Annotated in this window: 26 protein-coding genes and 1 tRNA gene; 13 read left to right on the top strand and 14 right to left on the bottom strand. The window is 47.4% G+C overall.

Features of this window, described 5'->3' with window-relative positions; translation table 11 throughout:
* Positions 1–7: 7 nt before the first annotated feature.
* The 5 genes from C2747_RS04895 to bamC all read left to right on the top strand — a co-directional run bounded on the left by C2747_RS04895 (position 8) and on the right by bamC (position 4775).
* Positions 8–856 carry a 3',5'-nucleoside bisphosphate phosphatase gene (locus C2747_RS04895; protein ID WP_215332893.1) on the top strand — a complete coding sequence of 283 codons (849 nt, stop codon included), beginning with the start codon at positions 8–10 and terminating at the stop codon, positions 854–856.
* Between the two features lie 51 nt (positions 857–907).
* On the top strand, positions 908–2110 hold the full coding sequence (locus C2747_RS04900) for a tryptophan--tRNA ligase (protein ID WP_046330106.1): 1203 nt from the start codon (positions 908–910) through the stop codon (positions 2108–2110).
* 7 nt (positions 2111–2117) lie between these two features.
* Positions 2118–2681, top strand: a complete 564-nt coding sequence (locus C2747_RS04905) for a class I SAM-dependent methyltransferase (RefSeq protein WP_251374830.1) — start codon at positions 2118–2120, stop codon at positions 2679–2681.
* Positions 2682–2757: 76 nt separating this feature from the next.
* Entirely contained in the window at positions 2758–3630 is an 873-nt protein-coding gene (gene dapA / locus C2747_RS04910; protein ID WP_215333082.1) for a 4-hydroxy-tetrahydrodipicolinate synthase, read from the top strand.
* A complete protein-coding gene (gene bamC, locus C2747_RS04915) occupies positions 3627–4775 on the top strand; it encodes an NlpB/DapX family lipoprotein (protein WP_215332897.1) in 1149 nt (382 codons plus the stop codon). Before dapA ends, bamC begins: the two co-directional genes overlap by 4 nt.
* Before the next feature lie 70 nt (positions 4776–4845).
* Here bamC and C2747_RS04920 read toward each other — a convergent pair whose 3' ends face one another.
* The gene (locus C2747_RS04920; protein WP_015421028.1) at positions 4846–5016 is read right to left on the bottom strand and encodes a hypothetical protein; all 171 of its coding nucleotides are present in this window, start codon (positions 5014–5016) and stop codon (positions 4846–4848) included.
* Between the two features lie 115 nt (positions 5017–5131).
* Positions 5132–6358: a cupin domain-containing protein gene (locus C2747_RS04925; RefSeq protein ID WP_215332899.1), complete on the bottom strand. Its 1227-nt coding sequence runs from the start codon at positions 6356–6358 to the stop codon at positions 5132–5134.
* Between the two features lie 44 nt (positions 6359–6402).
* On the opposite strand from C2747_RS04925, the gene C2747_RS04930 reads away from it, so the two are divergent.
* A complete protein-coding gene (locus tag C2747_RS04930) occupies positions 6403–6990 on the top strand; it encodes an FKBP-type peptidyl-prolyl cis-trans isomerase (protein ID WP_251374857.1) in 588 nt (195 codons plus the stop codon).
* 9 nt (positions 6991–6999) lie between these two features.
* Here the strand turns inward: C2747_RS04930 and cysE are convergent, their stop codons facing one another.
* Together cysE and C2747_RS04940 are read right to left on the bottom strand one after the other, a co-directional pair.
* A complete protein-coding gene (gene cysE, locus C2747_RS04935; RefSeq protein WP_215332903.1) occupies positions 7000–7767 on the bottom strand; it encodes a serine O-acetyltransferase in 768 nt (255 codons plus the stop codon).
* Positions 7768–7797: 30 nt separating this feature from the next.
* A complete protein-coding gene (locus C2747_RS04940; protein WP_215332905.1) occupies positions 7798–8547 on the bottom strand; it encodes an RNA methyltransferase in 750 nt (249 codons plus the stop codon).
* 130 nt (positions 8548–8677) lie between these two features.
* Here C2747_RS04940 and C2747_RS04945 point away from each other — a divergent pair, with 130 nt between their 5' ends.
* A complete protein-coding gene (locus C2747_RS04945; protein WP_215332907.1) occupies positions 8678–9466 on the top strand; it encodes an inositol monophosphatase family protein in 789 nt (262 codons plus the stop codon).
* 13 nt (positions 9467–9479) lie between these two features.
* Here the strand turns inward: C2747_RS04945 and C2747_RS04950 are convergent, their stop codons facing one another.
* From C2747_RS04950 to C2747_RS04960, 3 genes are read right to left on the bottom strand one after another with little or no spacing between them, the layout of a single operon-like run.
* On the bottom strand, positions 9480–10268 hold the full coding sequence (locus tag C2747_RS04950) for a UDP-2,3-diacylglucosamine diphosphatase (RefSeq protein ID WP_215332909.1): 789 nt from the start codon (positions 10266–10268) through the stop codon (positions 9480–9482).
* A complete protein-coding gene (locus C2747_RS04955; RefSeq protein ID WP_215332911.1) occupies positions 10265–10768 on the bottom strand; it encodes a peptidylprolyl isomerase in 504 nt (167 codons plus the stop codon). The genes C2747_RS04950 and C2747_RS04955 overlap by 4 nt, the downstream gene beginning before the upstream one ends.
* Positions 10769–10814: 46 nt before the next feature.
* The gene (locus tag C2747_RS04960; RefSeq protein ID WP_251374831.1) at positions 10815–11609 is read right to left on the bottom strand and encodes a tetratricopeptide repeat protein; all 795 of its coding nucleotides are present in this window, start codon (positions 11607–11609) and stop codon (positions 10815–10817) included.
* An 87-nt stretch (positions 11610–11696) separates the two neighbouring features.
* Here C2747_RS04960 and cysS point away from each other — a divergent pair, with 87 nt between their 5' ends.
* From cysS to tilS, 4 genes are read left to right on the top strand one after another with little or no spacing between them, the layout of a single operon-like run.
* A complete protein-coding gene (cysS, locus tag C2747_RS04965) occupies positions 11697–13118 on the top strand; it encodes a cysteine--tRNA ligase (protein WP_215332915.1) in 1422 nt (473 codons plus the stop codon).
* 16 nt (positions 13119–13134) lie between these two features.
* Positions 13135–13791 carry a DNA-3-methyladenine glycosylase family protein gene (locus tag C2747_RS04970; RefSeq protein WP_251374832.1) on the top strand — a complete coding sequence of 219 codons (657 nt, stop codon included), beginning with the start codon at positions 13135–13137 and terminating at the stop codon, positions 13789–13791.
* Between the two features lie 9 nt (positions 13792–13800).
* Positions 13801–14772: an acetyl-CoA carboxylase carboxyltransferase subunit alpha gene (locus C2747_RS04975; protein ID WP_215332917.1), complete on the top strand. Its 972-nt coding sequence runs from the start codon at positions 13801–13803 to the stop codon at positions 14770–14772.
* Complete coding sequence (gene tilS, locus C2747_RS04980; protein ID WP_215332919.1) at positions 14738–16048, top strand: tRNA lysidine(34) synthetase TilS; 1311 nt, start codon at positions 14738–14740, stop codon at positions 16046–16048. The genes C2747_RS04975 and tilS overlap by 35 nt, the downstream gene beginning before the upstream one ends.
* Before the next feature lies 1 nt (position 16049).
* On the opposite strand, the gene C2747_RS04985 is transcribed toward tilS, so the two are convergent.
* Both C2747_RS04985 and C2747_RS04990 read right to left on the bottom strand, forming a co-directional pair.
* Positions 16050–16343, bottom strand: coding sequence for a type II toxin-antitoxin system RelE/ParE family toxin (locus tag C2747_RS04985; protein ID WP_215332921.1), 294 nt, complete (start codon positions 16341–16343; stop codon positions 16050–16052).
* A complete protein-coding gene (locus tag C2747_RS04990) occupies positions 16337–16621 on the bottom strand; it encodes a hypothetical protein (RefSeq protein ID WP_215332923.1) in 285 nt (94 codons plus the stop codon). Before C2747_RS04990 ends, C2747_RS04985 begins: the two co-directional genes overlap by 7 nt.
* Positions 16622–16780: 159 nt before the next feature.
* Between C2747_RS04990 and C2747_RS04995 the strand changes: the two genes are divergently transcribed.
* Positions 16781–18031 carry an aspartate kinase gene (locus C2747_RS04995; RefSeq protein ID WP_215332924.1) on the top strand — a complete coding sequence of 417 codons (1251 nt, stop codon included), beginning with the start codon at positions 16781–16783 and terminating at the stop codon, positions 18029–18031.
* Between the two features lie 90 nt (positions 18032–18121).
* A tRNA-Ser gene (locus C2747_RS05000) sits at positions 18122–18216 on the top strand.
* 67 nt (positions 18217–18283) lie between these two features.
* Here the strand turns inward: C2747_RS05000 and C2747_RS05005 are convergent.
* Genes C2747_RS05005 through C2747_RS05025 form a run of 5 tightly spaced genes read right to left on the bottom strand, consistent with a single transcriptional unit; the run spans position 18284 to position 23192 of the window.
* Positions 18284–19111, bottom strand: a complete 828-nt coding sequence (locus tag C2747_RS05005; protein WP_215332926.1) for an SDR family NAD(P)-dependent oxidoreductase — start codon at positions 19109–19111, stop codon at positions 18284–18286.
* Positions 19112–19852 (bottom strand): SDR family oxidoreductase, encoded by a 741-nt coding sequence (locus C2747_RS05010; RefSeq protein WP_215332928.1) that lies wholly within the window; start codon positions 19850–19852, stop codon positions 19112–19114. It abuts the gene before it with no gap.
* 2 nt (positions 19853–19854) lie between these two features.
* Positions 19855–20640, bottom strand: coding sequence for a citryl-CoA lyase (locus C2747_RS05015; RefSeq protein WP_215332930.1), 786 nt, complete (start codon positions 20638–20640; stop codon positions 19855–19857).
* A 10-nt stretch (positions 20641–20650) separates the two neighbouring features.
* The gene (locus C2747_RS05020; RefSeq protein ID WP_215332932.1) at positions 20651–22171 is read right to left on the bottom strand and encodes a class I adenylate-forming enzyme family protein; all 1521 of its coding nucleotides are present in this window, start codon (positions 22169–22171) and stop codon (positions 20651–20653) included.
* 28 nt (positions 22172–22199) lie between these two features.
* Positions 22200–23192 carry a Bug family tripartite tricarboxylate transporter substrate binding protein gene (locus C2747_RS05025; RefSeq protein WP_215332934.1) on the bottom strand — a complete coding sequence of 331 codons (993 nt, stop codon included), beginning with the start codon at positions 23190–23192 and terminating at the stop codon, positions 22200–22202.
* Positions 23193–23253: the final 61 nt, after the last annotated feature.

Here is a 23253-nt window from a genome sequence, read left to right on the forward strand (position 1 = left end):
TAGGGTCATGACTAGCAATTCCAGCCTAAACGCAGATTTACACTGCCATTCCGTTGTTTCTGATGGAACGCTCACGCCTGAGCAGTTGGCTGAACGTGCCTATGCTAACGGCGTACGTTTATGGGCATTGACCGATCACGATGAGCTTGGTGGCCAAGCGAGGGCGCAGATTGCTGCAAGCACACTGGGCATGGACTATCTACCTGGGGTCGAGATTTCAGTAACTTGGATGGGGCAAACTATCCATATCGTTGGCTTAGGAATTGACGCTGCCCATGCAGGAATTCTAGAAGGCTTGCGCCGCACTCGCGAAGGTCGCGGTAATCGCGCAAAGCAGATGGCTGAACAATTGTTAAAAGCTGGGATACCTGGCGCCTATGAAGGCGCATTGCATTTTGCAGGTAACCAAGAACTTATTTCTCGTACACACTTCGCGCGCTTTTTAGTGGAGCAGGGTATTTGCAAAGATACTGACCAGGTCTTTAAAAGATATCTGGTTGAAGACAAGCCGGGTTACGTACCGCATCTCTGGGCAACACTAGATGATGCGGTCGCCTGGATTAAAGGGGCGGGTGGCGCTGCCGTGATTGCACATCCTGGTCGTTACAAGCTGAACGCTATGCAGATGGATGAACTCTACAAGCACTTTAAAGAAATCGGCGGCATGGCCATTGAGGTTATCACCGGCAGCCATAGCCCGAATCAATATCAAACCTATGGCAAGATTGCTCAGCATTATGGATTTTTAGCTTCTCGTGGATCCGATTTTCATGACCCAGAGGAAAGTTATATTGACCTTGGTACCTTGCCTCATTTGCCGGATCATTTAACTCCAGTATGGTCGCTGTTTCATTAAGCGGCCTTCAAACTCAACCTATTTAATTACCCTTAAAGAATAAAGATCAAGATGTTTGCAGAACGCGTTCTCTCTGGCATGCGACCAACTGGTAGCTTGCACCTCGGCCATTACCATGGTGTTTTAAAGAACTGGGTTCGCTTGCAATCTGAGTATCCCTGCTACTTTTTTGTCGCAGACTGGCACGCCTTAACTACCCACTACGAAACTCCAGACGTGATCGAGAAATCCGTTTGGGATATGGTGATTGATTGGTTGGCATGTGGCGTTGATCCAAACCAAGCGACTTTATTTATTCAGAGCAAAGTGCCTGAGCATGCAGAGCTATTTTTATTGCTAGCGATGGGTACTCCTTTGGGTTGGTTAGAGCGCGTGCCAACGTATAAAGATCAAATCGAAAAACTCAAAGAGAAAGATTTGCAGACTTACGGTTTCTTGGGCTACCCCTTGCTGCAAGCTGCTGATATTTTGATGTACCGCGCTCAGTTTGTGCCGGTGGGCGAAGATCAAGTGCCGCACGTGGAGATGACTCGTGAAGTAGCGCGTCGTTTTAATTATCTCTATGGTCGCGAGCCTGGTTTTGAAGAGAAGGCCTTAGAAGCGGTTAAAAAATTGGGTAGTAAGCGCGCCAAAATGTACGCTGAATTGCGTGTTGCTTTTCAGGAGCGGGGCGATGAAGAGGCTCTAGAGCAAGCTCAAGCACTATTACAAGAAGCGCAAAGTCTGTCGATGGCTGATCGCGAGAGATTATTTGGTTTCTTAGAAGGTGCTCGCAAAATTATTCTGCCGGAGCCGCAAGCTTTACTAACCACTGCCTCCCGCATGCCGGGTATTGATGGGCAGAAGATGTCCAAGTCTTACGGTAATACGATTAGCATTCGCGAAAAACCTGAAGAAGTGATTCGTTCTATTCGCACCATGCCAACAGATCCTGCTCGGGTGCGCAGAACTGATCCAGGTGATCCTGCGCGTTGTCCTGTGTGGCAACTTCATACGGTGTATTCGAATGAAGACACCAAAACTTGGGTTCAAAAAGAATGTCAATCTGCCGGTATCGGTTGCTTAGAGTGCAAGCAGCCTGTAATTGATGCCATTCTTGCTGAACAGCAGCCCATGTTTGAGCGTGCCCAGAAATACTTAGATGATCCAAGCTTATTGCGCTCCATCATTGCAGACGGTTCCGATAAAGCGCGTAAAGTTGCTCAAGAAACGATGCGCGAGGTCCGCGAGTCCATGGGCTTGGCGTACGACTAAGGCAATCTTGACTGCAGCGCATGATGCAATCGCAAATGCTTCACCTTGGGTGAAGCGTTTCACTGCAGCAATTCCGACCGATGGGGTAGTTCTTGACCTGGCCTGCGGCTCCGGTCGGCATACTAGCTTACTAGCTTCTTTAGGCCATCGGATTCTGGCAGTTGATCAAGATATTTCGGCTATTGAGCCCCTGAAAAGTGTTGCTGTCCAAACCCAAAAACTCGATTTAGAGGGTTCAGATTGGCCCTTAGTGGGTCAGCAGTTTTCCGGAATTGTGGTGACGAACTATCTTTATCGTCCATTTTTAGAGGAATTGCCCAAAATGCTATCTGAGGGTGGCGTCCTCATCTACGAGACCTTTGCTGAGGGAAATGCTGTATTCGGTAAGCCTTCAAACCCCAATTTCTTGCTAAATCCAGGGGAATTGCTGGCTTTGGCTCAGCGTTCAGGCCTGAAAGTGATTGCCTACGAGGATATTTACCTCGATCAGCCTAAACCAGCTATGGTTCAGCGGATTTGTGCCGTAAAAGGGCATTTAAAAGGGCTCATTCCGTTACAATTTGTTGGTTAACATACAGAAAATTCAGACACATTCAGTGACCAATACAACACAATCCAAAGTCAGTAAAAAGCCTATCGCAGGCAGTATGCCTGCCATTGTGACGCCGATGTTCGAGGATGGAAGTCTGGATTTTCCGGCTTTACGTTCCTTGCTCGATTGGCATGTTGCCGAAGGTTCTGATGGCATTGTTATTGTTGGTACCAGTGGCGAATCTCCCACGGTATCTGTAGAGGAGCATTGTGAGCTGATTAAAGTGACCGTAGATCATATTGCTGGGCGTATCCCGGTGATCGCTGGTACTGGTGGTAATTCTACTACTGAGGCAATCGAGTTAACCAACTTTGCCAAGTCGGTTGGCGCTGATGCCAGCCTGCAGGTAGTGCCTTACTACAACAAACCCACCCAAGATGGCATGTATGCCCATTTCAAGAAAATTGCGGAGTCGGTTGATCTGCCTGTAATTCTGTATAACGTCCCCGGTAGAACCGTTGCTGATCTTGCTGGCGAGACTACTGTTCGCTTAGCAGGAGTTCCAGGCATTATCGGCATCAAAGATGCCACTGGAAGTATTGAGCGTGGCACTTTGTTGCTAGCCGATCTCCAGCGTGCTGGACACCAAGACTTCTCTGTTTTTTCTGGCGATGATCTCAGTGCAGCAATGCTGATGCTCATGGGCGGCAAAGGGAATATTTCTGTAACGGCTAATATCGCACCCCGTTTGATGTACGAGCTATGTCAGGCTGCAATGTCCGATGATGTCGTTAAAACACGCGCAATTCAATATCAATTACTGGCTGTGCATAAAGCCATGTTTACTGAGGCAAATCCGATTCCTGTGAAATGGGCCCTGCATCAAATGGGTAAAGTAACCTCAGGCATTCGATTACCTTTAACCCCTTTGAGTGTTGCCTTGCGTGAACCTTTGAAGACTGCATTAAAACAGGCCGGCTTACTATGATGAATTCACTGCAACTCCTACGCCAACACTGTGCAACCCTACTAATGCTTTCTTTAGTCAGCATTGTTTTGCTGGGTTGTAAATCTGTAACAACGAATGACACGGTTGACTACAAATCTGCTGGTGCTGTGCGTGGGCCTAATTTGTCCTATCCGCCAGACCTGATAACCGCTCAAGCCGATCGTCGTTATATCGTTCAAGATGGTTCTGCTACCATGTCTGAGTACAACGCTGCAGTAAAAAAATCGGTACAGACCCGCAAGAACGTCATGACTGGTATTCCCGGCATGCGTATCGCTCGTGATGGTGAGCGTCGTTGGTTGGTTGTGGAAAAGCCAGCTCCAGAGCTCTATCCGCAAATTAAAGATTTCTGGCAGGAGAACGGTTTCCTATTGGTGATTGACTCACCCTCTACCGGCATTATGGAAACAGATTGGGCGGAGAATCGCGCTAAGATCGCGCAAGACTTTATTCGAAATATTGTTGGTGGTGCCTTAGATTCAATTTATGACACCGGTGAGCGCGATAAATACAAAACTCGTCTTGAAGTCAGTAAACCTGATGAAACAGAAATTTATATTACTCAGCGTGGTGCGATCGAGAAATGTACAACCGACTCTACTGGCTCTTGTATATCAACGATTTGGACTGCACGTCCAAACGATCCTGAGCTCGAAGCAGCATTCTTGGCTCGCTTGATGGAGCGCTTGGGTATGACCCAAGAAATGGCAAAGGCTCAGGTTGCGGCACCGCTGGGCCCGAAGACGCCTAACGCGAAGTTAGTTCAACAAGGCGTAAATACTGCTTATATTGAGATAGCAGCAGGCTTTGATCGCGCATGGCGCGACACTGGCCTTGCCTTGGATCGTTCTAACTTTACCGTTGAAGATCGCAATCGTGCGAATGGTATTTACTACGTTCGTTATGTGAATCCTAAGGATTTGGGCGATACCAAAGGATTTTTCACTAACCTGTTTAGTAGCAAAGACGACTCAAGCTTAAAGGCTAAGAAATATCTCGTGGTCGTCAAATCGACTGGCGATAGTTCTTCAAGCGTGTATGTTCAGAATGCAGATGGTAAGCCGGAAAATACTGCTGCTGGATTACAACTCTTAACGCTGCTGACGGAGCAAATGGCTAGATAGGTATTGAAGCTAAGAAAACTGAGTTAATAAAAAAGCCGCTTCTCAGCGGCTTTTTTCTTCAAAGAGAAGATTACTTCTTAGCGTCAGCAGCAGGTGCAGCTGGAGCAGCAGCAGGAGCGTCAGCAGCTGGAGCGGCAGCAGGAGCAGCAGGAGCAGCTTCAACAGGTTTTGCTTCTTCTTTTTTACCGCAAGCGGCCAAAGCGATTGCCAACATTGCTACGAGTGCTAGTGACTTCTTCATTTGTAATTTCCTCTTAAAAAATTATCATTAATAACCGGTTATTCATATTTGGTAAGTGCAGGGTTAGACCCTAGGTACTTTCCAGCGTTCATTATAGCCATCTACTAATTGATCGTTAAAAAAGAAGCCATCCGGCTTCAAAAGCCTCAAAAAGGCTATTGTTTATTCCAATTTTTCCTAAAGAACCCTTGAACTGTTTGCTGCTTGCTAGTGAGCGCCAGGCGGCTTTTACGGGGGCGGTTTGACCGTCGGTCATCTCTTCGCCATTGCAGTAAATTCTTGGACCCAAAGCAAGAAGCCTTGTGTAGGGGTGTGCTTGCAAGGCTTGCTTGGTAAGTTGGCGCCTAAATTGTTCAGGCGAGAGTTCATTGGCCGCTCCATCAAAGTAGGCCTGTGGTTTTGGTTCGCTGAGATAGGCGGCTATGCCCGGAAGAAATGTTTCTACGCGATCTAGTTGTAAGCCTTTTAACTTTTGCGCTACTTGCGTAATGATTTCTGCTGGAAGTTGCTCTGCACAATGAGTTGCCCCTTGCTTGGGATCCGCAAAGTGCTGATTGAGTTCAGGAATATCTTCTAGCGATTCAGCTAAACGCCATAAGCCTTCTTGCAAGATTTCTTTATAGCTTTGCGATCTAAAGCCAACTGACCAAGTTTGACAGCCGGCATCCAAAGCAATCCCATCATGAGCAACATGGGGTGGCAGGTAAAGCATGTCGCCTGGTTCCAGATCCCATTCCTGCTCGACTCTAAAGTCCTGCAGAATTTTCATAGGCAGATTTGGATTCAGGGTTAAATCCTTTTGCTCGGAAATTTGCCAACGTCTGCGTCCCGACATCTGAATTAAAAAGACATCATAAGAATCAAAGTGGGGGCCTACGCCGCCGCCAGGACCAGCAATACTAATCATCAAATCATCTAAGCGCGCATCCGGAATAAAGCGAAACCAAGACAATACTTTGGCAGCCGCAGGATGTTTTGCTTCCATACCTTGAAGAAGTAATGTCCAATCCGTTTTATCGATGGTGGGAATCGATTTCTTTTTAAATGGACCATTTGTAAAAGTCCAAGGCTTGGCCTTGATTAACCTAGACTCCACGGCATCATCAGCAGCTATTTTGAACAGCTCTTCCGGCGATATCGCGCTACCCAAGGGATCGCCTATTTGTTTGGCAAGCTCAAAGGCGGGGATGGCACCTCGCACTAATAGCGGCTTCTTTTGCCAATAGGATTTCATGAACTGCTGGGGGCTATTGCCCCCTAGAAGAGCCCAGGGGCGATCTAGTGGCAGGTTTTGGGGTGCCTGTGGTGGATCGTAGGGCTTGCTCAAGTAAAATGCTGTCATATCAGTAAGAAGCTGTTTAAAACACAATGTTGAATGAATTACGCATGAAGATCGAAAAAAATACCGTTGTATCCCTGCGCTACAAATTAACTGATGCGCAAAATAATATTATCGAGGAACCAGACTCTCCGATGGTATACCTGCATGGCGGATACGAGGGCACTTTTCCCAAAATTGAAACTTTATTGGACGGTCAGGATGTAGGCTACGAAGCCAGCATTCAGCTTGAACCTAGCGAAGCCTTTGGAGAATACGACCCCGAGTTACTCAAGATTGAGCCACGCGCACGCTTTCCTGAACCTTTGGAAGTCGGCATGCAGTTTGAGGGTGTTCCTGATGAGGAAGGGGAAGACCCTGATGATCAAGATGAAGACCCCTTAATCTACACCGTTACTGATGTGGCTGATAGCCAAGTTGTTTTAGATGGGAATCATCCGCTCGCTGGTATGGCTTTGCGCTTCTGGGTTCAAGTGGAAGATATCCGCACTGCTACGGATGAAGAGATTGAAAATCAACAGCCTGAGGGTGGTGAAGCATTTACATTTGGAATGCCTGATGATTCGGATGACGGCGGGGATGACTCTGCTGGCCCAATCTCTAACTCTGGTAGCTCATCACCAACTCTGCACTAAGAGTAGAGACTACTCTTTAAGCCACTCTTTTAGAGCTCCAAGATCACGCTTGGTATCACTAGCTTCATCACTGGGTGATGAAGGCGTATTACTCAATTTTGCTAGTGCTTTTTCAAGTGCAGCGATTTTGACTTCTTGTTCCAAGGTGGCATCAATTAATCCTTTTAATGCCATAGAAACTGGATCATCTACGTTTGGTGTTACGCCATAGGCTGAGAAGTATTCTTTAGCCTTGCTATCCGGAGAGCTGGCCTGTGGCAAATCAGGATGCAAGATGCGCGCAGGAATTCCGACGGCAGTTGCGCCAGCTGGGATTTCTTTTAGCACTACGGCGTTAGATCCAACGCGAGCGCCATCACCTACAGTGAAGCCACCAAGAACCTTAGCTCCCGCACTAATGACTACGCCTTTACCTAGAGTGGGGTGACGCTTTACGCCTTTATAAAGGGATGTTCCGCCTAAGGTAACGCCTTGATAGATGGTGCAGTCATCACCAATTTCAGTAGTCTCTCCAATCACGATGCCAAGACCGTGATCCAAAAATACTCTGCGACCAATCTTCGCTCCAGGATGAATTTCGATACCAGTAACGAAGCGGGCTAGCATTGATAGCAGGCGGGCAATCCACTTTAAACCTAAGTTCCATAGACCATGTGACGCCCGATGTATCCAAACTGCATGTAAGCCTGGATAGCAGGTAATGACCTCTAGACGATTTCTTGCGGCAGGGTCACGAACAATGATGGAGTCGACTTGGTCGAAGAGCGAATTAAGCATATAAGTTGATTTTAACGGGTAAAGCCTAATCTATTTTTTCAGGAGCATCTGCTTGGCAATGCCCCGGAGTAGGTCGATTTCTTCCTTATGAAGTCGCGTTCTGGCAAATAGCGCTTGTAAGCGGGGCATGAGCTTTTTGGGGTTGGCGGGATCAAGGTAGCCAATGGCCTCCAGCCCCTCGCGCCAGTGCTCCAGCATGGCAGCTACAGCCGCAGGATCCGCATAATCTACCGGCTCAGTGTCGGGGCCTAAGGGTGCAAGCCCCAAATCCTCCCCCAGAGATTCTCTGAGGGTGAAGGCGCAAACCATGATGGCTTGGGCTAGGTTCAGGGAGGGGTAGAGTGGGTTCGCATCAAGCCAAACACGATGGGTGCACAGTGAGAGGTGGTGGTTATCTAGCCCAGTGCGCTCTGGCCCAAAGAGGAGGGCAACTTGCTGATTACCCGCAATGGCTGCCTGAACTAATGGGCGAGCGTCTTGCCAATTTAATGCTGGGGGTCCAAATTCACGATCACGACTGGTGAGCCCTAAGACAAGAGTGCAGCCTTGAACGGCTGATTCCAAGGACGATGTCTCTTGACTAGATTCCAAGACATCGACCGCACCGCTAGCAAGAGCAATGGCCTCAGGTACCCGGGCAACTCCTGCAATCTTCGGTGCAATCAGGCGCAGATCACTAAACCCCATGGTTTTCAGTGCGCGGGCTGCCGACCCCACGTTTCCTGGGTGGCTGGTTTCAACTAAAACCCACCGGAGTAACTGTGCTTGTGCGGCATTCATATCAACAGGAATTCTCTAGTGTCTTGGGAGTTCAATGTAGCAATCGTTTAGAATCAGAGTGTTAGCTCCTTATTGTCCCGCAGTTTGCAATCTGGTGAGCTTGTTCTTATTTAATTTGTCCATCAATACTATGCATCCCATGTTAAATGTGGCCGTTAAGGCTGCCCGTCGTGCCGGAACCGTGATTAATAGAGCCTCTCTAAATTTAGAGCGACTTCAGGTTGACCGCAAACAACATAATGATTTCGTAACCGAGGTGGACAGACAGGCTGAAGCAGCCATTATTGAAACGCTCAGCGAAGCCTATCCTTCACACGGATTCTTGGCTGAAGAAACTGGCGCCCAAAACACTGATGCTGAAAACGTTTGGATCATTGATCCGCTCGATGGCACCACCAACTTTATTCACGGTTTTCCACAATATGCAGTTTCCATTGCACTATCTGTAAATGGGGTAACCCAACAAGCAGTGGTGTATGACCCAACTCGTGATGAGCTATTTACTGCCACGCGCGGTGCAGGTGCTTACTTAGATCGTCGGCGTTTACGCGTTGCCTCGCAAGATCGTTTAGCCAACTCTCTGTTGGGCACTGGTTTTCCTTATCGCGAAGATCAGGACTTAGAAAAGTATTTAAAAATCTTTGCAGATATGTCGCGCCAGTGTGCCGGTCTGCGTCGTCCTGGTGCTGCATCTCTTGATCTAGCCTATGTTGCTGCTGGTCGTTACGATGGATTTTTTGAAAGTGATCTTAAGCCATGGGATATGGCCGCAGGCGCTTTATTGATTACTGAGTCTGGCGGACTTGTCGGTAACTACCGTGGTGAAGAAGGCTTCCTGCAAAGTGGTGAAGTGATGAGCGCAAATCCACGCATTTTTGCTCAGATGGTGCAGTGCTTATCCAAATACTCCACCTGTTAATTCCTCGGCACTATTAAGTTTTGATTAGGTCGGCGTAACGTACGCCGTCTTGATTAATGAGTAGGGCGCTTGCGCGTGGCCGCCCACTTTCGGGATGATCTAAGTCCCAGTCTGATAAGACCCATCGTTGCCATTCTTGATCTTGCAGATGCTCTTGATGGTGTTTAGGGAGATGCGTGTGACCATGTATCAATTGATTTCCAGCTTGATCTTTTAGAACTGCTGCGCAGGCAGTCAAGGTGACATCCATTTTTACTTGCGTACCCTTAGCTGAAGATTGCATTGATCGTTGATACTGCACGCCACTATTGCTGCGCAGGTGATTAGCAATCGAGCGGCGCCAGTTCAAAGGCATTCTTAAGAATAGTTTTTGGATCCAGGGCTTACGAACCCAGCTACGGAAAACTTGGTAGCCAATGTCTGCTGTGCAAAGCGAGTCGCCGTGACAGAGAACATAGTCAGAGCCTGCAATATTGATCTTGCTAGGATCGGGCAAGAGGGTCATACCTGTTTTACTTAAAAAATACTTGCCAACTAAAAAGTCCCGATTACCGTGAAGGTAGTAGGTTTTTACTTTGGTGGACAGTGTTGCAAGCGCATTTTTTACTTCTTGTTGAAAAGGTGAATATAGAGCGGCGTCATCTCCAACCCAATACTCAAATAGGTCTCCTAAGATCAACACAGCCTCTACCTTAGGAGCATCTTTTTCGCAAAAATCAAAGAAGCGTTGCGCCGTCAAGGGCATTGACGGCGTGAGATGTAAATCAGAAATGAGCAGCGCGCTCGCGTATTGCGGAATCATTCCTCGAGAACGCTGGCCTTTTCAAGGACGATATCTTCTGCAGGAACATCTTGATGGAAACCGGCATTACCTGTTTTGACTTTACGAATGGCATCAACCACATCAAGACCATCGGTAACTTTGCCAAACACCGCATAACCCCAACCTTGAGCATTTGGAGCGGTGTGGTTTAAGAAGTCATTGTCATTGACGTTAATAAAAAATTGCGCTGTCGCAGAGTGCGGGTCGCTAGTGCGAGCCATAGCCACTGTGCCGCGATCGTTCTTAAGGCCGTTGTTTGCTTCATTCTCAATTTGGGCGCCAGATTTTTTTTCTTTCAGGCCAGCAGTCATGCCGCCACCTTGAACCATAAAGTTGTCGATCACGCGATGGAAAATCGTGCCATCGTAGTGACCACTTTTGACGTACTGCACAAAATTAGCAACGGTCTTTGGTGCTTTAGCAGCATCTAGTGTGAGGGTGATATCACCCTTATTTGTTTTGAGCAGAACTTTAGTCATGATGAATTCACTTTCTATGTGTTAGTGGATAAAAATACTAGAAAAATTATTTTGAGACTGGTGCCATCGGTGCAGTCACCTTTTTAGGTGGTTTCAGTATCTCCATTAATGCTTTTGCACGATTGGTGTATTGACGCTGATTTAAGACTGCATCCTTTGCGGCATTGTCATAAGCCTGTGCAGCAAGACGAATATAGACCTCACCTAAGTTGGCAGAGGCAACTGTATAGCTCGGGCGTAATTTCAAGGCGAGCTCTAAATAATCTCTTGCCTCAATCCAATTGTCTTGATTTGCTGCAAGTGCAGCTAAGTTGTTATATGGCTCAGGTAGCTCCGGAAATTGCTGGGTAATTTCAAGCAAGGTGTTTTTAGCTTCTGTCCACTGGCGCATTTCAATCTGCATACGTGCTTTGACATAACGTAATTGAACATTGCCGGGCGTTTTCTTGAGTTGCTTATTAATGCTGTCGATAGCCTCAGGATATTTTTTGGCTTTGACCAGCTTTTCAATATCGGACGGAACCCCATTTTTAGTTACTGGATCAGGTTCAATAATTAAAAAGGATAAAAACGGAACAGCTACAGAGTCTGACAGCTCGGCATTAAATTGATCGTAGCCCGCGTCATTACCAGCTAGTCTTTGAGGGTCATTAGGGCCATATGATCCTAGATAGGGTGCTTGCGTACCTTGAGCAGCGGCGGGGGAGCTATTAAGAGCCTTAATTTCAGCCTCTGCTAACTGTTGCCCAGGGGTGCTGCAGCCCACCAGCAGTAAAACACCAAAAATGGCGCACAAGCCACTCAGCTGGGCTGGACGTAGTAAAAAATGGTTAGCTAACATAGGGTTTGGGGTGAAAAACGGGCTCATTCGATATACTCAGCGCTCAGTCTAACAAATTGGCGCTACTTGCCCACCTTTATAGCCCCTATGCTGCAAATCTATAACACCCTCAGTCGTTCTAAACAGGCCTTTAAACCCATTGAGCCGGGTAAGGTGAAGATGTATGTCTGCGGAATGACGGTTTATGACTTTTGCCACATTGGTCACGCCCGCGTGATGATTGTCTTTGACATGGTGGTCCGCTGGCTGCGTGCGAGTGCTTATGAGGTTGTTTACGTCCGCAACATCACAGATATCGATGACAAGATCATCAATCGAGCAATTGAGAATGGCGAGCCGATTTCCGCTTTGACTCAGCGTTTTATTGATGCGATGCATGCCGACTCAAATGAATTGGGCTTAATGCACCCCGATCATGAGCCTCGTGCCACAGATTACATCGGGCAAATGCAGGGCATCATCGGCCGCTTGATTGAAAAAGAATTAGCCTATCAAGGCGAGGATGGCGATGTCAATTTCGCTGTTCGCTTGTTTCCAGAATACGGTCGTCTTTCCGGTAAATCTCTAGATGAATTAAATGCTGGTGAGCGTGTCGCTGTAGGCGGCGGTAAAAGAGATCCATTGGATTTTGTTCTATGGAAGAGCGCCAAACCAGAGGAGCCTACAGATACGCGTTGGAAATCTCCTTGGGGTGAAGGTCGCCCTGGATGGCATATTGAATGCTCTGCCATGTCATGCGATTTGCTAGGTGAGCATTTTGATATCCATGGCGGTGGTGCAGATTTGCAGTTTCCGCATCATGAGAATGAGATTGCTCAGAGCGAGGGGGCCCTCTATGGCCAAGATCACCAGGCTAGCGATGCGCCTTTTGTAAATTACTGGATGCATAACGGGCATATCCGAGTCAATGAAGAGAAGATGTCCAAGTCATTGGGTAATTTTTTCCTCATTCGCGATGTCTTAAAGAGCTTCGACCCCGAGGTCCTGCGTTTCTTTATGCTACGCGCCCACTATCGCAGCCCAATTAACTATAGTGATGCACAGCTCGAAGAGGCACGGGCTGGATTAATTCGTCTTTATACGGCCCTAGCGCAAGTGACATTAAGCGATAAACCTGTAGACCCCAATTCAGTATGGTCTCAGCGCTTTACTGATGCGATGAATGATGACTTTAATACACCTGAGGCAATCGCAGCTCTGTTTGATTTAGCCACCGAAGTGAACCGTGCGCAGGGCGAAGAAAAAGTGCAGTTGGCTAATACGCTCAAGGAGTTGGCTAGAACTCTCAATTTCTTGCAACGTGACCCAATCGTATTTTTGCAAGAAGGATCCCGGGGTGGCGATGCAAGCTTATCTGCTTCTGCTATTGAAGAGCAGATTGCAGCACGAGTCGCTGCAAAGCTAGCTAAAGATTTTGCTCAGGCTGATTTAATTCGCAAGACTTTATTAGATCAGGGCGTAGTATTAGAAGATAAACCCGGTGGTATTACCGAATGGCGCAAAAGTTAATTGAAGAATATTTATTTTGAGTAGAGTTGCACAGCAAGTCATCGTTGAAGAAATTGCCCCTGATTATTGGGAGCAAGCTTGTGCAGAGCTGATGAAGCACGATCGTATTTTAAAAAAACTGATTCCAAAATATGGCTCAGGTTTTTTGCGGACACGTGGTGATGCATTTACTACTCTAGCAAGAGCGATCGTTGGCCAGCAAATTTCGGTTGCTGCAGCGCAGTCTGTTTGGTCTAAGGTTTTGCTAGCATCTAAAAACAAAGTCAATCCTAAAAATATTCTGACCCTCAGCATTGATGATTTGCGGGCAGCAGGATTATCGGGTCGCAAGGTGGAGTACATCCGGGATTTGGCTGAACACTTTGATTCTGGTCGTTTACATGCCAATCAGTGGAAAGGCATGGAAGATGAGGCCATCATTAAAGAATTGTGTGGAATTCGGGGAATTGGTCGCTGGACAGCCGAAATGTTCCTGATTTTCAACATGATTAGGCCTAATATCCTCCCTTTAGATGATGCCGGACTGATTAAGGCTATTTCCGTCAATTACTTCAGCGGTGAGCCTGTGAGCAGGCATGAAGCCCGTGAAGTGGCTGCAAATTGGGCCCCTTGGCGTACGGTAGCCACTTGGTATATGTGGAGAAGTATCGACCCTAAGCCCGTTGAATATTAAAATCAGACTATGAAAACGACTTTCCTGGATTTTGAGCAATCAATCGCTGAACTAGAGTCAAAGATTGAAGAGCTGCAATTTGTGCAAGATGAATCATCGGTAGATATTTCTGATGAGATTAAAACGCTGACTGAAAAAAGTCAGCAACTGACTAAAGATGTCTATGCTAACTTAAGTCCATGGCAAGTTTCACAAGTAGCGCGTCATCCTCAGCGCCCTTACACCTTAGATTATGTTGCTGCCTTGTTCACCGATTTTCATGAGCTGCATGGCGATCGTAATTTTGCAGATGACCAATCCATCATTACTGGCTTAGCGCGTTTTCAAAATCAGCCTTGCATGGTTATTGGCCACCAAAAAGGCCGCGATACAAAAGAGCGTGCCTTAAGAAACTTTGGCATGAGTCGCCCCGAGGGTTACCGAAAAGCAAAGCGCGTCATGCGCCTGGCCGAAAAATTTAAATTACCGGTGTTTACTTTTGTTGATACGCCGGGTGCATTTCCGGGGATTGATGCAGAAGAGCGTAACCAATCAGAAGCGATTGGTCACAACCTCTATGTTCAAGCAGAATTAGAAGTGCCGATCATCGCCACTATTATTGGTGAGGGTGGTTCCGGAGGTGCATTAGCGATTGCGATGGGTGATGTGGTGTTGATGTTGCAAAACTCCACTTACTCGGTAATCTCACCTGAAGGCTGCGCATCTATTCTTTGGAAGACTGCAGATAAGGCGCCTGAAGCTGCTGAGCAATTAGGCTTGACTGCACAACGTTTAAAAGCGATTGGCTTGATTGATAAGATCGTCGCTGAGCCTATTGGCGGCGCACATCGTGATTACGACACGATGATGAACAATATGCGCAAAGCTTTGGCTGAGTCACTCAAGACTTTCGATGGAATGAAAGTGGATGCGCTACTAGAGCGTCGCCATGAACGCTTGATGAGCTATGGCAAGTTCAAGGAAATCGAAGCCAAGTCTTAAGGCGGCTTCACCAGCGGCCAAACGAATTGGGCTTGCCTTAAGCGGTGGGCTCGATTCCGTTGTGTTGCTTGATACTGTTTGTAAGGCAGTCAAAGCTAATTCCAATGACCCAACTGAGATTTGGGTATTCCATATTCATCATGGATTACAAAAGCCTGCTGATCAATGGCTGGAGTTTTGTGAGAAGTTGGCTAAAAAATACCAAGTGAATTTTGATTTTCGTCTACTGCATTTTGCTGATCATTCTCAGGGCAATATTGAAGCCCGAGCAAGGGCAGAGCGCTACGATGCCTTGACTGATTTATGTATCGAGCATGGCATTGAAGATTTGCTGCTGGCGCACCATCAAAACGACCAAGCTGAAACTGTGCTCTTACAACTCCTACGTGGCTCTGGCGTAGCGGGTCTGTCTGGCATGCCTCTGCATCGTGCCAACCCAACCCAGGGAGGCCCAATTACCCTCTGGCGCCCATTGCTCAATCAAAGCAGGGCAGAGTTAGAGGTCTATGCCAAAGAACATAAACTCAAATGGGTAGAAGATCCTAGCAATCAAAATACACGCTATCGACGCAATGCGATTCGTAAAGACATTATTCCGAGGCTGGAGAAAATTCAGCCTGGTGCAATTGTCAACCTAGCCCGCAGCGCTACCTTGCTGGCTCAATCCCAAGTGTTGCTTGATCGCCTAGCTAAGCAAGATGGAAAGGGTATTTTTCAAAGCGATAAGCTAAAGCTAGCGCCTCTTTTAGCTCTTGCCAAGACGGATCAACCCGCTGCGAATAATGTCATGCGTTATTGGTTGAAGTTAAATGATCTGGCAATGCCATCTCAGGAACGTCTTGAGTCTTGGTGGAAAGACCTGAAAGCTGTAAAACTAGACTCGAACTTGGAGTGGCAGCATGATGAGGCGAGTATTTATTTGTGGCGTAGCATCTTACAGATTGCCCATTGCAAGGCAGGGCGGTGGGTTTTCCAAGACGTGCCCGTACGAAGTAAGTCGCTTGGCTTGCCTGCTGATTGGGTCAATGCAGCTCAAGAGCAAGGTCTGATTGAAGAAAGACTACGCCAGGGCGCAGAAAAGCTGCAAATCAAGCCCAATTCCCCGCGCAAAACCCTCAAGAACCTCTTTCAAGAGTCGGATACGCCACCTTGGGAGCGACAGGCGTCGCTGCTGTATATCAACAACCAGCTCGTAGGCGTTGCTGGGGTAGGGACGAGCTACCCGCATTTAGTCTCATCAGGAAAAAGAGTTCTGCCTTCCTGGGAGTGGCTATAACTCAGTAGAGCCCGCCAGATTCTTTTTGGTGAAGAATGGCATTGATGAGAATCATATTTTTTGATTCTTCAAAACTATATAGGGCGACATAGCCACTCTTTCCACGTGAGATTACTAACTCTCTCAGGTGGGTATCGCAAAGGCGTCCTACCAGAGGATGTCTCGCTAGGATTTGGATCGCTTCTTCAATGAGCTCGATAGTGCGAAGCGCAGCATTTTTGTCATTTTCAATTAGGGATTCAGTCAGTCTTTCTAAATCATCAAGTGCTTGCGGTGCAAAAACAATTCTTAGCAATTGCTAACCTTTAGTGTAGATTTTTTTCCAGCGATGCGGGCTTTCATAGCCTCGAAAACTTTATCTGATTCATAGACCTTACCATTCTTCATAACCCCTTCGCGAGCAATGCTGGCTTGCTGAATGAAGTTTCTGCGTATCTCCGCATTGATGCTGGCTTGCTTGATTGCTTCCACCATAAATGCATGGGGAGTCATGCCCATCTCTCTAGCGGCATTCGCAGCTTGCAGCTTAATTTCTTCTGTGAGCTTTAAAGAGGTTGTGCTGACAATACTCATAATCGGTCTCCTGGTGTTACTTAGGTAACACCAAATCGTATAGTCAGATTGATCTAGTGTCAATCACCTTAGTTTTGAGTGATAAAAACCCTGTAAAATAAGCCCCTTTTAGACCCTAGGGAATGTAATTCCCTGTAAATAGACAATACAACGGTTTTTATGGCTCTTATCGTTCATAAGTATGGTGGCACCTCAATGGGCTCGGTTGAGCGCATTCAGAATGTCGCTAAACGCGTTGCAAAATGGATGCGTGCAGGTCACCAGGTGGTTGTGGTGCCTTCAGCGATGTCCGGAGAAACCAATCGTTTGCTTGGTTTGGCAAAAGACATCAATCCTGATGCAAGCCCACGCGAGCTCGATCAAATTGCCTCCACAGGCGAGCAAGTTAGTTCTGGCTTATTAGCCCTGGCTTTATTGCGTGAAGGTGTTGATGCAGTGAGCTATGCCGGTTGGCAGGTGACTGTCCATACGGACTCCTCATTTACTAAAGCACGCATCAAGAGTATTGATGACAAAAAAATCCTGGCTGATCTCAATGCAGGGCGTGCGGTAGTGGTCACTGGTTTTCAGGGCGTTGATCCGAATGGCAATATCACCACTTTAGGTCGTGGGGGCTCTGATACATCAGCTGTTGCCATGGCTGCAGCCCTCAAAGCGGATGAGTGCTTGATCTACACCGACGTGGATGGTGTCTATACAACTGATCCACGTGTTTGTGAAGATGCACGTCGTCTGGACAAGATTACTTTTGAAGAGATGCTAGAGATGGCAAGTCTTGGTTCAAAGGTGTTGCAGATTCGTTCAGTGGAGTTTGCTGGTAAGTACAAAGTTAAAACCCGTGTTCTGTCATCACTGACAGATCCGTTGATGCCCTTAGACCAAGAGATGAAGTCGGGCACCTTGATTACATTTGAAGAGGACAGCACTATGGAAGCCGCAGTTATTTCCGGCATCGCCTTTGCGCGTGATGAAGCAAAAATTACCGTTCTGGGAGTTCCTGATCGCCCAGGTATTGCCTATCAAATCTTGGGTCCGATTGCGGATGCCAATATTGATGTGGATATGATTATTCAGAATCAATCATTTGAAGGTAAAACAGACTTTACTTTTACAGTGCCACGCGCTGATTATCAAAAAGCATTGGACTTGCTCAAGAAGAATGTGCAAGCCCATATTGAAGCAAAAGAAATTAATGGCGACCCAAAGGTCTCAAAGGTCTCGGTGGTGGGTGTCGGCATGCGCTCCCACGTGGGTGTTGCCAGCAAAATGTTCCGCACATTGTCGGAGGAGGGTATCAATATCCTCATGATTTCTACCAGCGAAATCAAGATTTCCGTGGTTATCGATGAAAAGTATATGGAGCTGGCTGTACGTGCGCTTCATAAGGTGTTTGAGCTAGATCAGAAGTAAGAGTTAGTCGGAGTTGCTTTAAAAAGGCATTAAAACCTCGTGGTCAACGGAATCCGTTAAACTGTGAGTCGTTGTAGTTGTTGTGGGTAGGGAGACGTGGCCGAGCTGGTCGAAGGCACTCCCCTGCTAAGGGAGCATCGGGGCTAAAACTCTGATCGGAGGTTCGAATCCTCTCGTCTCCGCCAAATCCTTGTGATTTAACCTACTCATTACCGCCGCGACAAATAACTAAGCCCCTTAATTGGGGCTTTTTTATACGTATTTTCCAGTAATTCCGCCATCTACGACCAGTTCAGTCCCGGTAATGTAGGCGGCAGCATCCGATACCAGGAAGGCGCAGGCATAAGCCACATCCCATGCTGTTCCTGATCTACCCATAGGAACTTGCTTATCTCTAGCGGCACGAGCCTCATCTAGGCCATTTTCTGAGAACATTTTCGCTACGGTATTGGCAATACGGGGGGTATCAATTAAACCGGGCACCACTGTATTGGCACGAATGCCTTGGCTTGCGTACTGTTGAGCAATCATCCGAATAAATTGGGTATTGGCTGCCTTGGTAACGCTATAGGCCAGATGCGGGTAGCCCAAATAACGCATGCCCGCTACCGATGAAATAGCGATGATATTTCCTGTGCCCCTGGATGCCATCTCAGGCAAAACCTCTTGGGCTGCCAGTAAGAGGCTACGCACATTCACCTTATGAATACGATCAAAATCTTCGGCACTCGTTTCCATAGGGCCGCCAACTTTACCGATGCCCACGTTGTGATGCAAAACATCGATAGGACCAAATTGATTGCGAGCCTGGGTAAAGAGTCGCTTTACTTCATCCTCTTCAGAAACATCGCCGACAAAGGTCTGGGCAACGCCACCTTCCTGCACAATAATCTTCGTGGTTTCTTCTGCGGAGGCTGCATCTCGATCAACTACGCAGACATTGGCGCCCAGTCTGGCGTAAGTGACACAAGATGCTCTGCCAATACTCCAACCCGGTCCAGCCGAGCCGCCGCCAGAGACAAAAATAGTGCGACCAGTTAGATCAGTTGGTAAGCCGGGAGGATGTGAAGTTATAGTCATTTATTGATGTAGTCCTACTGTCATGCCACCACAAACATATACTACTTGGCCGGTGGTAAATCCAGCGCGTTGATCTAGTAGTGAAGCAACGATATGCGCTACTTCTTCTGGTTGACCAATACGACCCAAGGGTACGCTATCCAGAATACGTTGTGTAGCAGGCGCACCTGGAGGGTTTGCGCTCTGAAAGAGCTCTGTTGCAATAGGGCCAGGTCCAATAGCGTTCACAGTGATGCCATCAGCCGCAAGCTCTAAGGCCAATGTGCGCGTGAGCCCTAGCAAGCCCGCTTTAGAAGTGGCATAGGCAACTCGCTCTGCTTTGCCTAAAGCTGCGCGACTAGAGATGTTCACAATCCGTCCAAAGTGAGCGGCTTTCATGGTGGGGAGAAGTTCCTGTACACAAATAATGGCTGCCGCAACATTCACATTCATCACTGCATAAAAATCTTCGATGCTCGTTTTTTCAATTGTGGCAGGGCGCACAATGCCCGCATTATTGACTAAGCGGGTAATTGGATGCTTTGATATCGCCTCTATCAGCGCACTTCGTAATGTAGTTTCATTTGATACATCGACTTCATAGAAACTTTCATGAGTTGAACTTTCTTGAGGAGCTATTTTGTCAAAATTAATGACATGCATACCATCGGCAATCAGGCGCTCAGCAATTGCTCGCCCGATACCGCGGCTAGCGCCAGTAATTAATACGCATTCTTTAGCTACTTGAGTTTGAGAGACCATGCTTAGCCAATCTTATTGGCACCATCCACAAAGGGAATGGCATGTTCAACGGTATCCCAAATAAAACGACCAGAGGGACTCTGTTGCTCTTCAACAATATGAGCTACCAAACCTGCTGAGCGTGAGATAACGGCAAAGCCACGCATTACTGCAGTCGGAATGCCGATCTCACCCAGCAGCGCAGCTACTGCACCAGTAGCATTGATCGTAATCGGGCGACCAGCTACCGTATCAACCGCTTTCGATAGAATTTCCAGTGCGCGGATCTTATCGCCCTTGAGGTCTGGTTCAGCCCGGCCCATTTCCAATAGTTTGTATGCTCTTGGGTCTACTGGTTTATGAAGGTGATGTCCAAATCCCGGAACTGCGGCCTTGATTGCTTTGTAATGTTGCGCTATCTCGAGTGCTTCTGCCTCAGGGTTACTTGCTGCTGTAATGCGATCTAATAAGCCAGAACAATTTTCCATGGTGCCAATAAAAGAACTACCGACAGCCAGCAAACCAGCTGATACCGCTCCCTGAAGATTTTCTGGCGCGCTCATGTAAATCAATCGCGTTGCAATTGCGCTAGGTGTGAGGCCATGCTCCATTAGAACAATGAGCACAACGTCAGTAATTCGGATATCTACAGGCCGCGGATTTCTGCCTAAGATTTGCATCAACATCACTTCTGTAAATGTTTTTTTGCCCATCAAGTCTTCGACAAGGTCTGCATCGCGATAGTGCAGGCTAATAAGGGTATGAGTACACAAACTCGTTACTGGTGTTTTGCTAGATGAATTAGTCATGATGGCTTCATTAAGAATGTATTGAGGGGTTAAGAATATTTTGGAGGACGGCACTCTTGAGTAATTTACCTACATTGGAGCGAGGCAGACTGTCATAAAAGTGGATGCGTTTCGGTGTCTGAACCGGGCCCAAGAGTTCGCGCACAAAAGCAATCAGCTCTGCCTCATTAGCTTGCTGGCCAGGGCGAAGTTGAACTGCCGCTTGCACACTCTCTCCCCACTTATCATCTGGAATACCAAAAACAAGACATTCATGAACGGCGGGGTGTTGGCTTAAAGCATTTTCAACATCGACTGGATAGACATTAAATCCGCCAGTGATCACAATATCTTTGAGACGGTCTTTTAGATAGAGGTAGCCACGCTGATCAATCAAGCCACGATCTCCAGTATGCAGCCAGCCATCAATGATCGTCTCTGCAGTTTTCTCTGGCATGCGCCAATATCCTGTCATGAGTAGATCTCCACGTGCTACTACCTCACCGATTTCACCTGTGGGTAGGAAGCTACCGTCGGGCGCCATGATAGCGACATCAGTAAACCCAGTAGTGCAACCTACAGCAGCCCAATTTTGAGGATCTTCAAAATCCTCTGGTTTCATGACGGTTAATATTTGAGGCGCTTCTGTTTGACCATAGGTAGTACACAGCACAGGACCAAAAAATTCCCGTACAGCACGCACTTTTTCTGCGGGCATTGGTGCGCCACCATAGATTAATCTGCGCAGCTTGGGAAAATCTTTGCGTGAGGAATCGGGTAATGCCATCAACATGTACAGCAGTGTTGGTGGCATAAAGGAGGCGGTGCCTCCGCGCTCTCTAAAGGCCGTACGAACTACTTCAGCGCCAGCCCCGTCTAAGATGACATGGCATCCACCTTGCGCAAGAATGGGCACAATATAAGTTGATGTACCGTGAGTAATTGGCGCTGCAACAATGTAGCGCTCATTCTCATCAAAGCCCCAGGACTGAATCTGGTTAGTAATATTAGCTAACCAGGCGCGATAGGGTTGCATTACCCCTTTTGGAGCACCTGTAGTACCGCCAGTAAATTTGATCGCTTGAGTGGCATCTAAAGGCAGGTCAAATGATGGGAGTGGGGCACCATCGTGACCTTGAATCAAGTTATCCATCGTTTTGCTAGATGCCTGCCCAACATTCATGTCGGTCAGAATAAAAATACCTGGGGCATCGGTTAATAATTCACCTAAGGCTTGATCATGAATGATGAGACTTGGTTCTGTGATGTCGATGATGCGTCGTATTTCAGGCCTGGTACTTTTAGGGTTGAGTGGAACCCATACTTTGCCAGAGGCAAGTATCGCCAATAGGGCGATGATGTGCTCCGCGCTATTGCCGGAGCAAATTGCCACGCGGCTTTGAAGATGAGGATCCAGCGCTATAAGAGCGCTGGCAAGCGCCTTCACTTTGGAAGCTAATTCTTCATAGCTAATCGGGCCAGTAGGCGTATCGATGGCTGTACGTTTTGGCCAGCGCAAAGATGCTCGCCAAAAGAAGTCGATTGGAAACATGCGGAGACTTCCTTCTTTCTGGTGTGTTTTATTCGGCTTTTGCGCCAGATGCTTTAACTACTTCACGCCAGCGTTTCACCTCAGCTGTTGCGAAGTCACGCATTTTCTCTGGCGAGCCAGGTTCAGGTGTAGCTCCCAACTCTTGCAGACGTTGACGCACATCTGGTGCTGTGAGCGCCTTATTCAGCGCAGCATTGAGCTTTTCAATGATGGGCCTCGGGGTTGCCGCAGGAGCAGCTAAGGCAAACCAAGACTGCACGTCAAAATTGGGGTAACCAGATTCGGCAAGTGTAGGTAGCTCGGGCAACAATGGGGATCGTTGTGCACTGGTAATGCCAACTGCACGAAGCTTTCCACTTTGAATATGAGGCATTGCAGAAGGGGCGTTATCAAACATGGAGTCGACCTGTCCTCCTAATAAATCTGTGACAGCAGGAGCGCTGCCCTTATAAGGGATGTGCAGCATTTGGATTTTCGATTGCATCTTAAACATTTCACCGGAGAGATGAATAGATGAGCCACTACCGGAGGATGCAAAAGTTACGCCATCTTTTGATTCTTTGGCATAGCGCACATAGTCCGCCACTGTTTTGATTGGAAGATTTGGATTAACTACCAAAATATTGGGAATCTTGGCAATCATGCCAATAGGCTCTAAATCTTTTAGCGCGTCATATCCCAGTTTTGGATATAGCGACATATTGATGGTGTTGGCAATTGAAAAAGCGTAAAGGGTATACCCATCAGCTGGTGACCGTGCAACGATTTCTGCGCCTACGTTGCTATTGGCACCAGGCTTGTTTTCAACAATCACTGTCTGACCCAAAGTGTTACCCATTTTGACTGCAACTAAACGTGCCAATATATCTGTAGCCCCTCCAGCGGAGTAGCCCACAACGATCTTGATGGGCTTATCAGGCCAACTTGCATTGGTTTGAGCATTTGCTACTCCTACCGCACAACAGGCTAGGGCAGTGATTAATAGAAGTAAGCCTCTACGCTTCTCGAAATATAAGGACATTACGCTTCTCCTGAATTCAGTTCTTTTCTCACCCCAGATTCATATCTGGACATGATTCATT

This window comes from Polynucleobacter corsicus (assembly GCF_018688255.1).
Classification (GTDB): domain Bacteria; phylum Pseudomonadota; class Gammaproteobacteria; order Burkholderiales; family Burkholderiaceae; genus Polynucleobacter; species Polynucleobacter corsicus.

Excerpts from the sequence above, each read along its gene's own strand:
- C2747_RS04975 (WP_215332917.1), top strand. The coding sequence starts at position 13,801 with ATGAAAACGACTTTCCTGGATTTTGAGCAATCAATCGCTGAACTAGAG.
- C2747_RS05015 (WP_215332930.1), bottom strand. The coding sequence starts at position 20,640 with ATGACTAATTCATCTAGCAAAACACCAGTAACGAGTTTGTGTACTCAT.
- C2747_RS04940 (WP_215332905.1), bottom strand. The coding sequence starts at position 8,547 with ATGAATGCCGCACAAGCACAGTTACTCCGGTGGGTTTTAGTTGAAACC.
- C2747_RS04920 (WP_015421028.1), bottom strand. The coding sequence starts at position 5,016 with ATGAAGAAGTCACTAGCACTCGTAGCAATGTTGGCAATCGCTTTGGCC.
- C2747_RS04925 (WP_215332899.1), bottom strand. The coding sequence starts at position 6,358 with ATGACAGCATTTTACTTGAGCAAGCCCTACGATCCACCACAGGCACCC.
- tilS (WP_215332919.1), top strand. The coding sequence starts at position 14,738 with ATGGCAAGTTCAAGGAAATCGAAGCCAAGTCTTAAGGCGGCTTCACCA.
- C2747_RS04900 (WP_046330106.1), top strand. The coding sequence starts at position 908 with ATGTTTGCAGAACGCGTTCTCTCTGGCATGCGACCAACTGGTAGCTTG.
- C2747_RS05005 (WP_215332926.1), bottom strand. The coding sequence starts at position 19,111 with ATGACTATAACTTCACATCCTCCCGGCTTACCAACTGATCTAACTGGT.
- C2747_RS04960 (WP_251374831.1), bottom strand. The coding sequence starts at position 11,609 with ATGTTAGCTAACCATTTTTTACTACGTCCAGCCCAGCTGAGTGGCTTG.
- C2747_RS04895 (WP_215332893.1), top strand. The coding sequence starts at position 8 with ATGACTAGCAATTCCAGCCTAAACGCAGATTTACACTGCCATTCCGTT.
- cysE (WP_215332903.1), bottom strand. The coding sequence starts at position 7,767 with ATGCTTAATTCGCTCTTCGACCAAGTCGACTCCATCATTGTTCGTGAC.
- C2747_RS04955 (WP_215332911.1), bottom strand. The coding sequence starts at position 10,768 with ATGACTAAAGTTCTGCTCAAAACAAATAAGGGTGATATCACCCTCACA.
- C2747_RS05025 (WP_215332934.1), bottom strand. The coding sequence starts at position 23,192 with ATGTCCTTATATTTCGAGAAGCGTAGAGGCTTACTTCTATTAATCACT.
- C2747_RS05020 (WP_215332932.1), bottom strand. The coding sequence starts at position 22,171 with ATGTTTCCAATCGACTTCTTTTGGCGAGCATCTTTGCGCTGGCCAAAA.
- cysS (WP_215332915.1), top strand. The coding sequence starts at position 11,697 with ATGCTGCAAATCTATAACACCCTCAGTCGTTCTAAACAGGCCTTTAAA.
- dapA (WP_215333082.1), top strand. The coding sequence starts at position 2,758 with ATGCCTGCCATTGTGACGCCGATGTTCGAGGATGGAAGTCTGGATTTT.
- C2747_RS04990 (WP_215332923.1), bottom strand. The coding sequence starts at position 16,621 with ATGAGTATTGTCAGCACAACCTCTTTAAAGCTCACAGAAGAAATTAAG.
- C2747_RS04995 (WP_215332924.1), top strand. The coding sequence starts at position 16,781 with ATGGCTCTTATCGTTCATAAGTATGGTGGCACCTCAATGGGCTCGGTT.
- C2747_RS04930 (WP_251374857.1), top strand. The coding sequence starts at position 6,403 with ATGAAGATCGAAAAAAATACCGTTGTATCCCTGCGCTACAAATTAACT.
- bamC (WP_215332897.1), top strand. The coding sequence starts at position 3,627 with ATGATGAATTCACTGCAACTCCTACGCCAACACTGTGCAACCCTACTA.
- C2747_RS04945 (WP_215332907.1), top strand. The coding sequence starts at position 8,678 with ATGCATCCCATGTTAAATGTGGCCGTTAAGGCTGCCCGTCGTGCCGGA.
- C2747_RS04950 (WP_215332909.1), bottom strand. The coding sequence starts at position 10,268 with ATGATTCCGCAATACGCGAGCGCGCTGCTCATTTCTGATTTACATCTC.
- C2747_RS05010 (WP_215332928.1), bottom strand. The coding sequence starts at position 19,852 with ATGGTCTCTCAAACTCAAGTAGCTAAAGAATGCGTATTAATTACTGGC.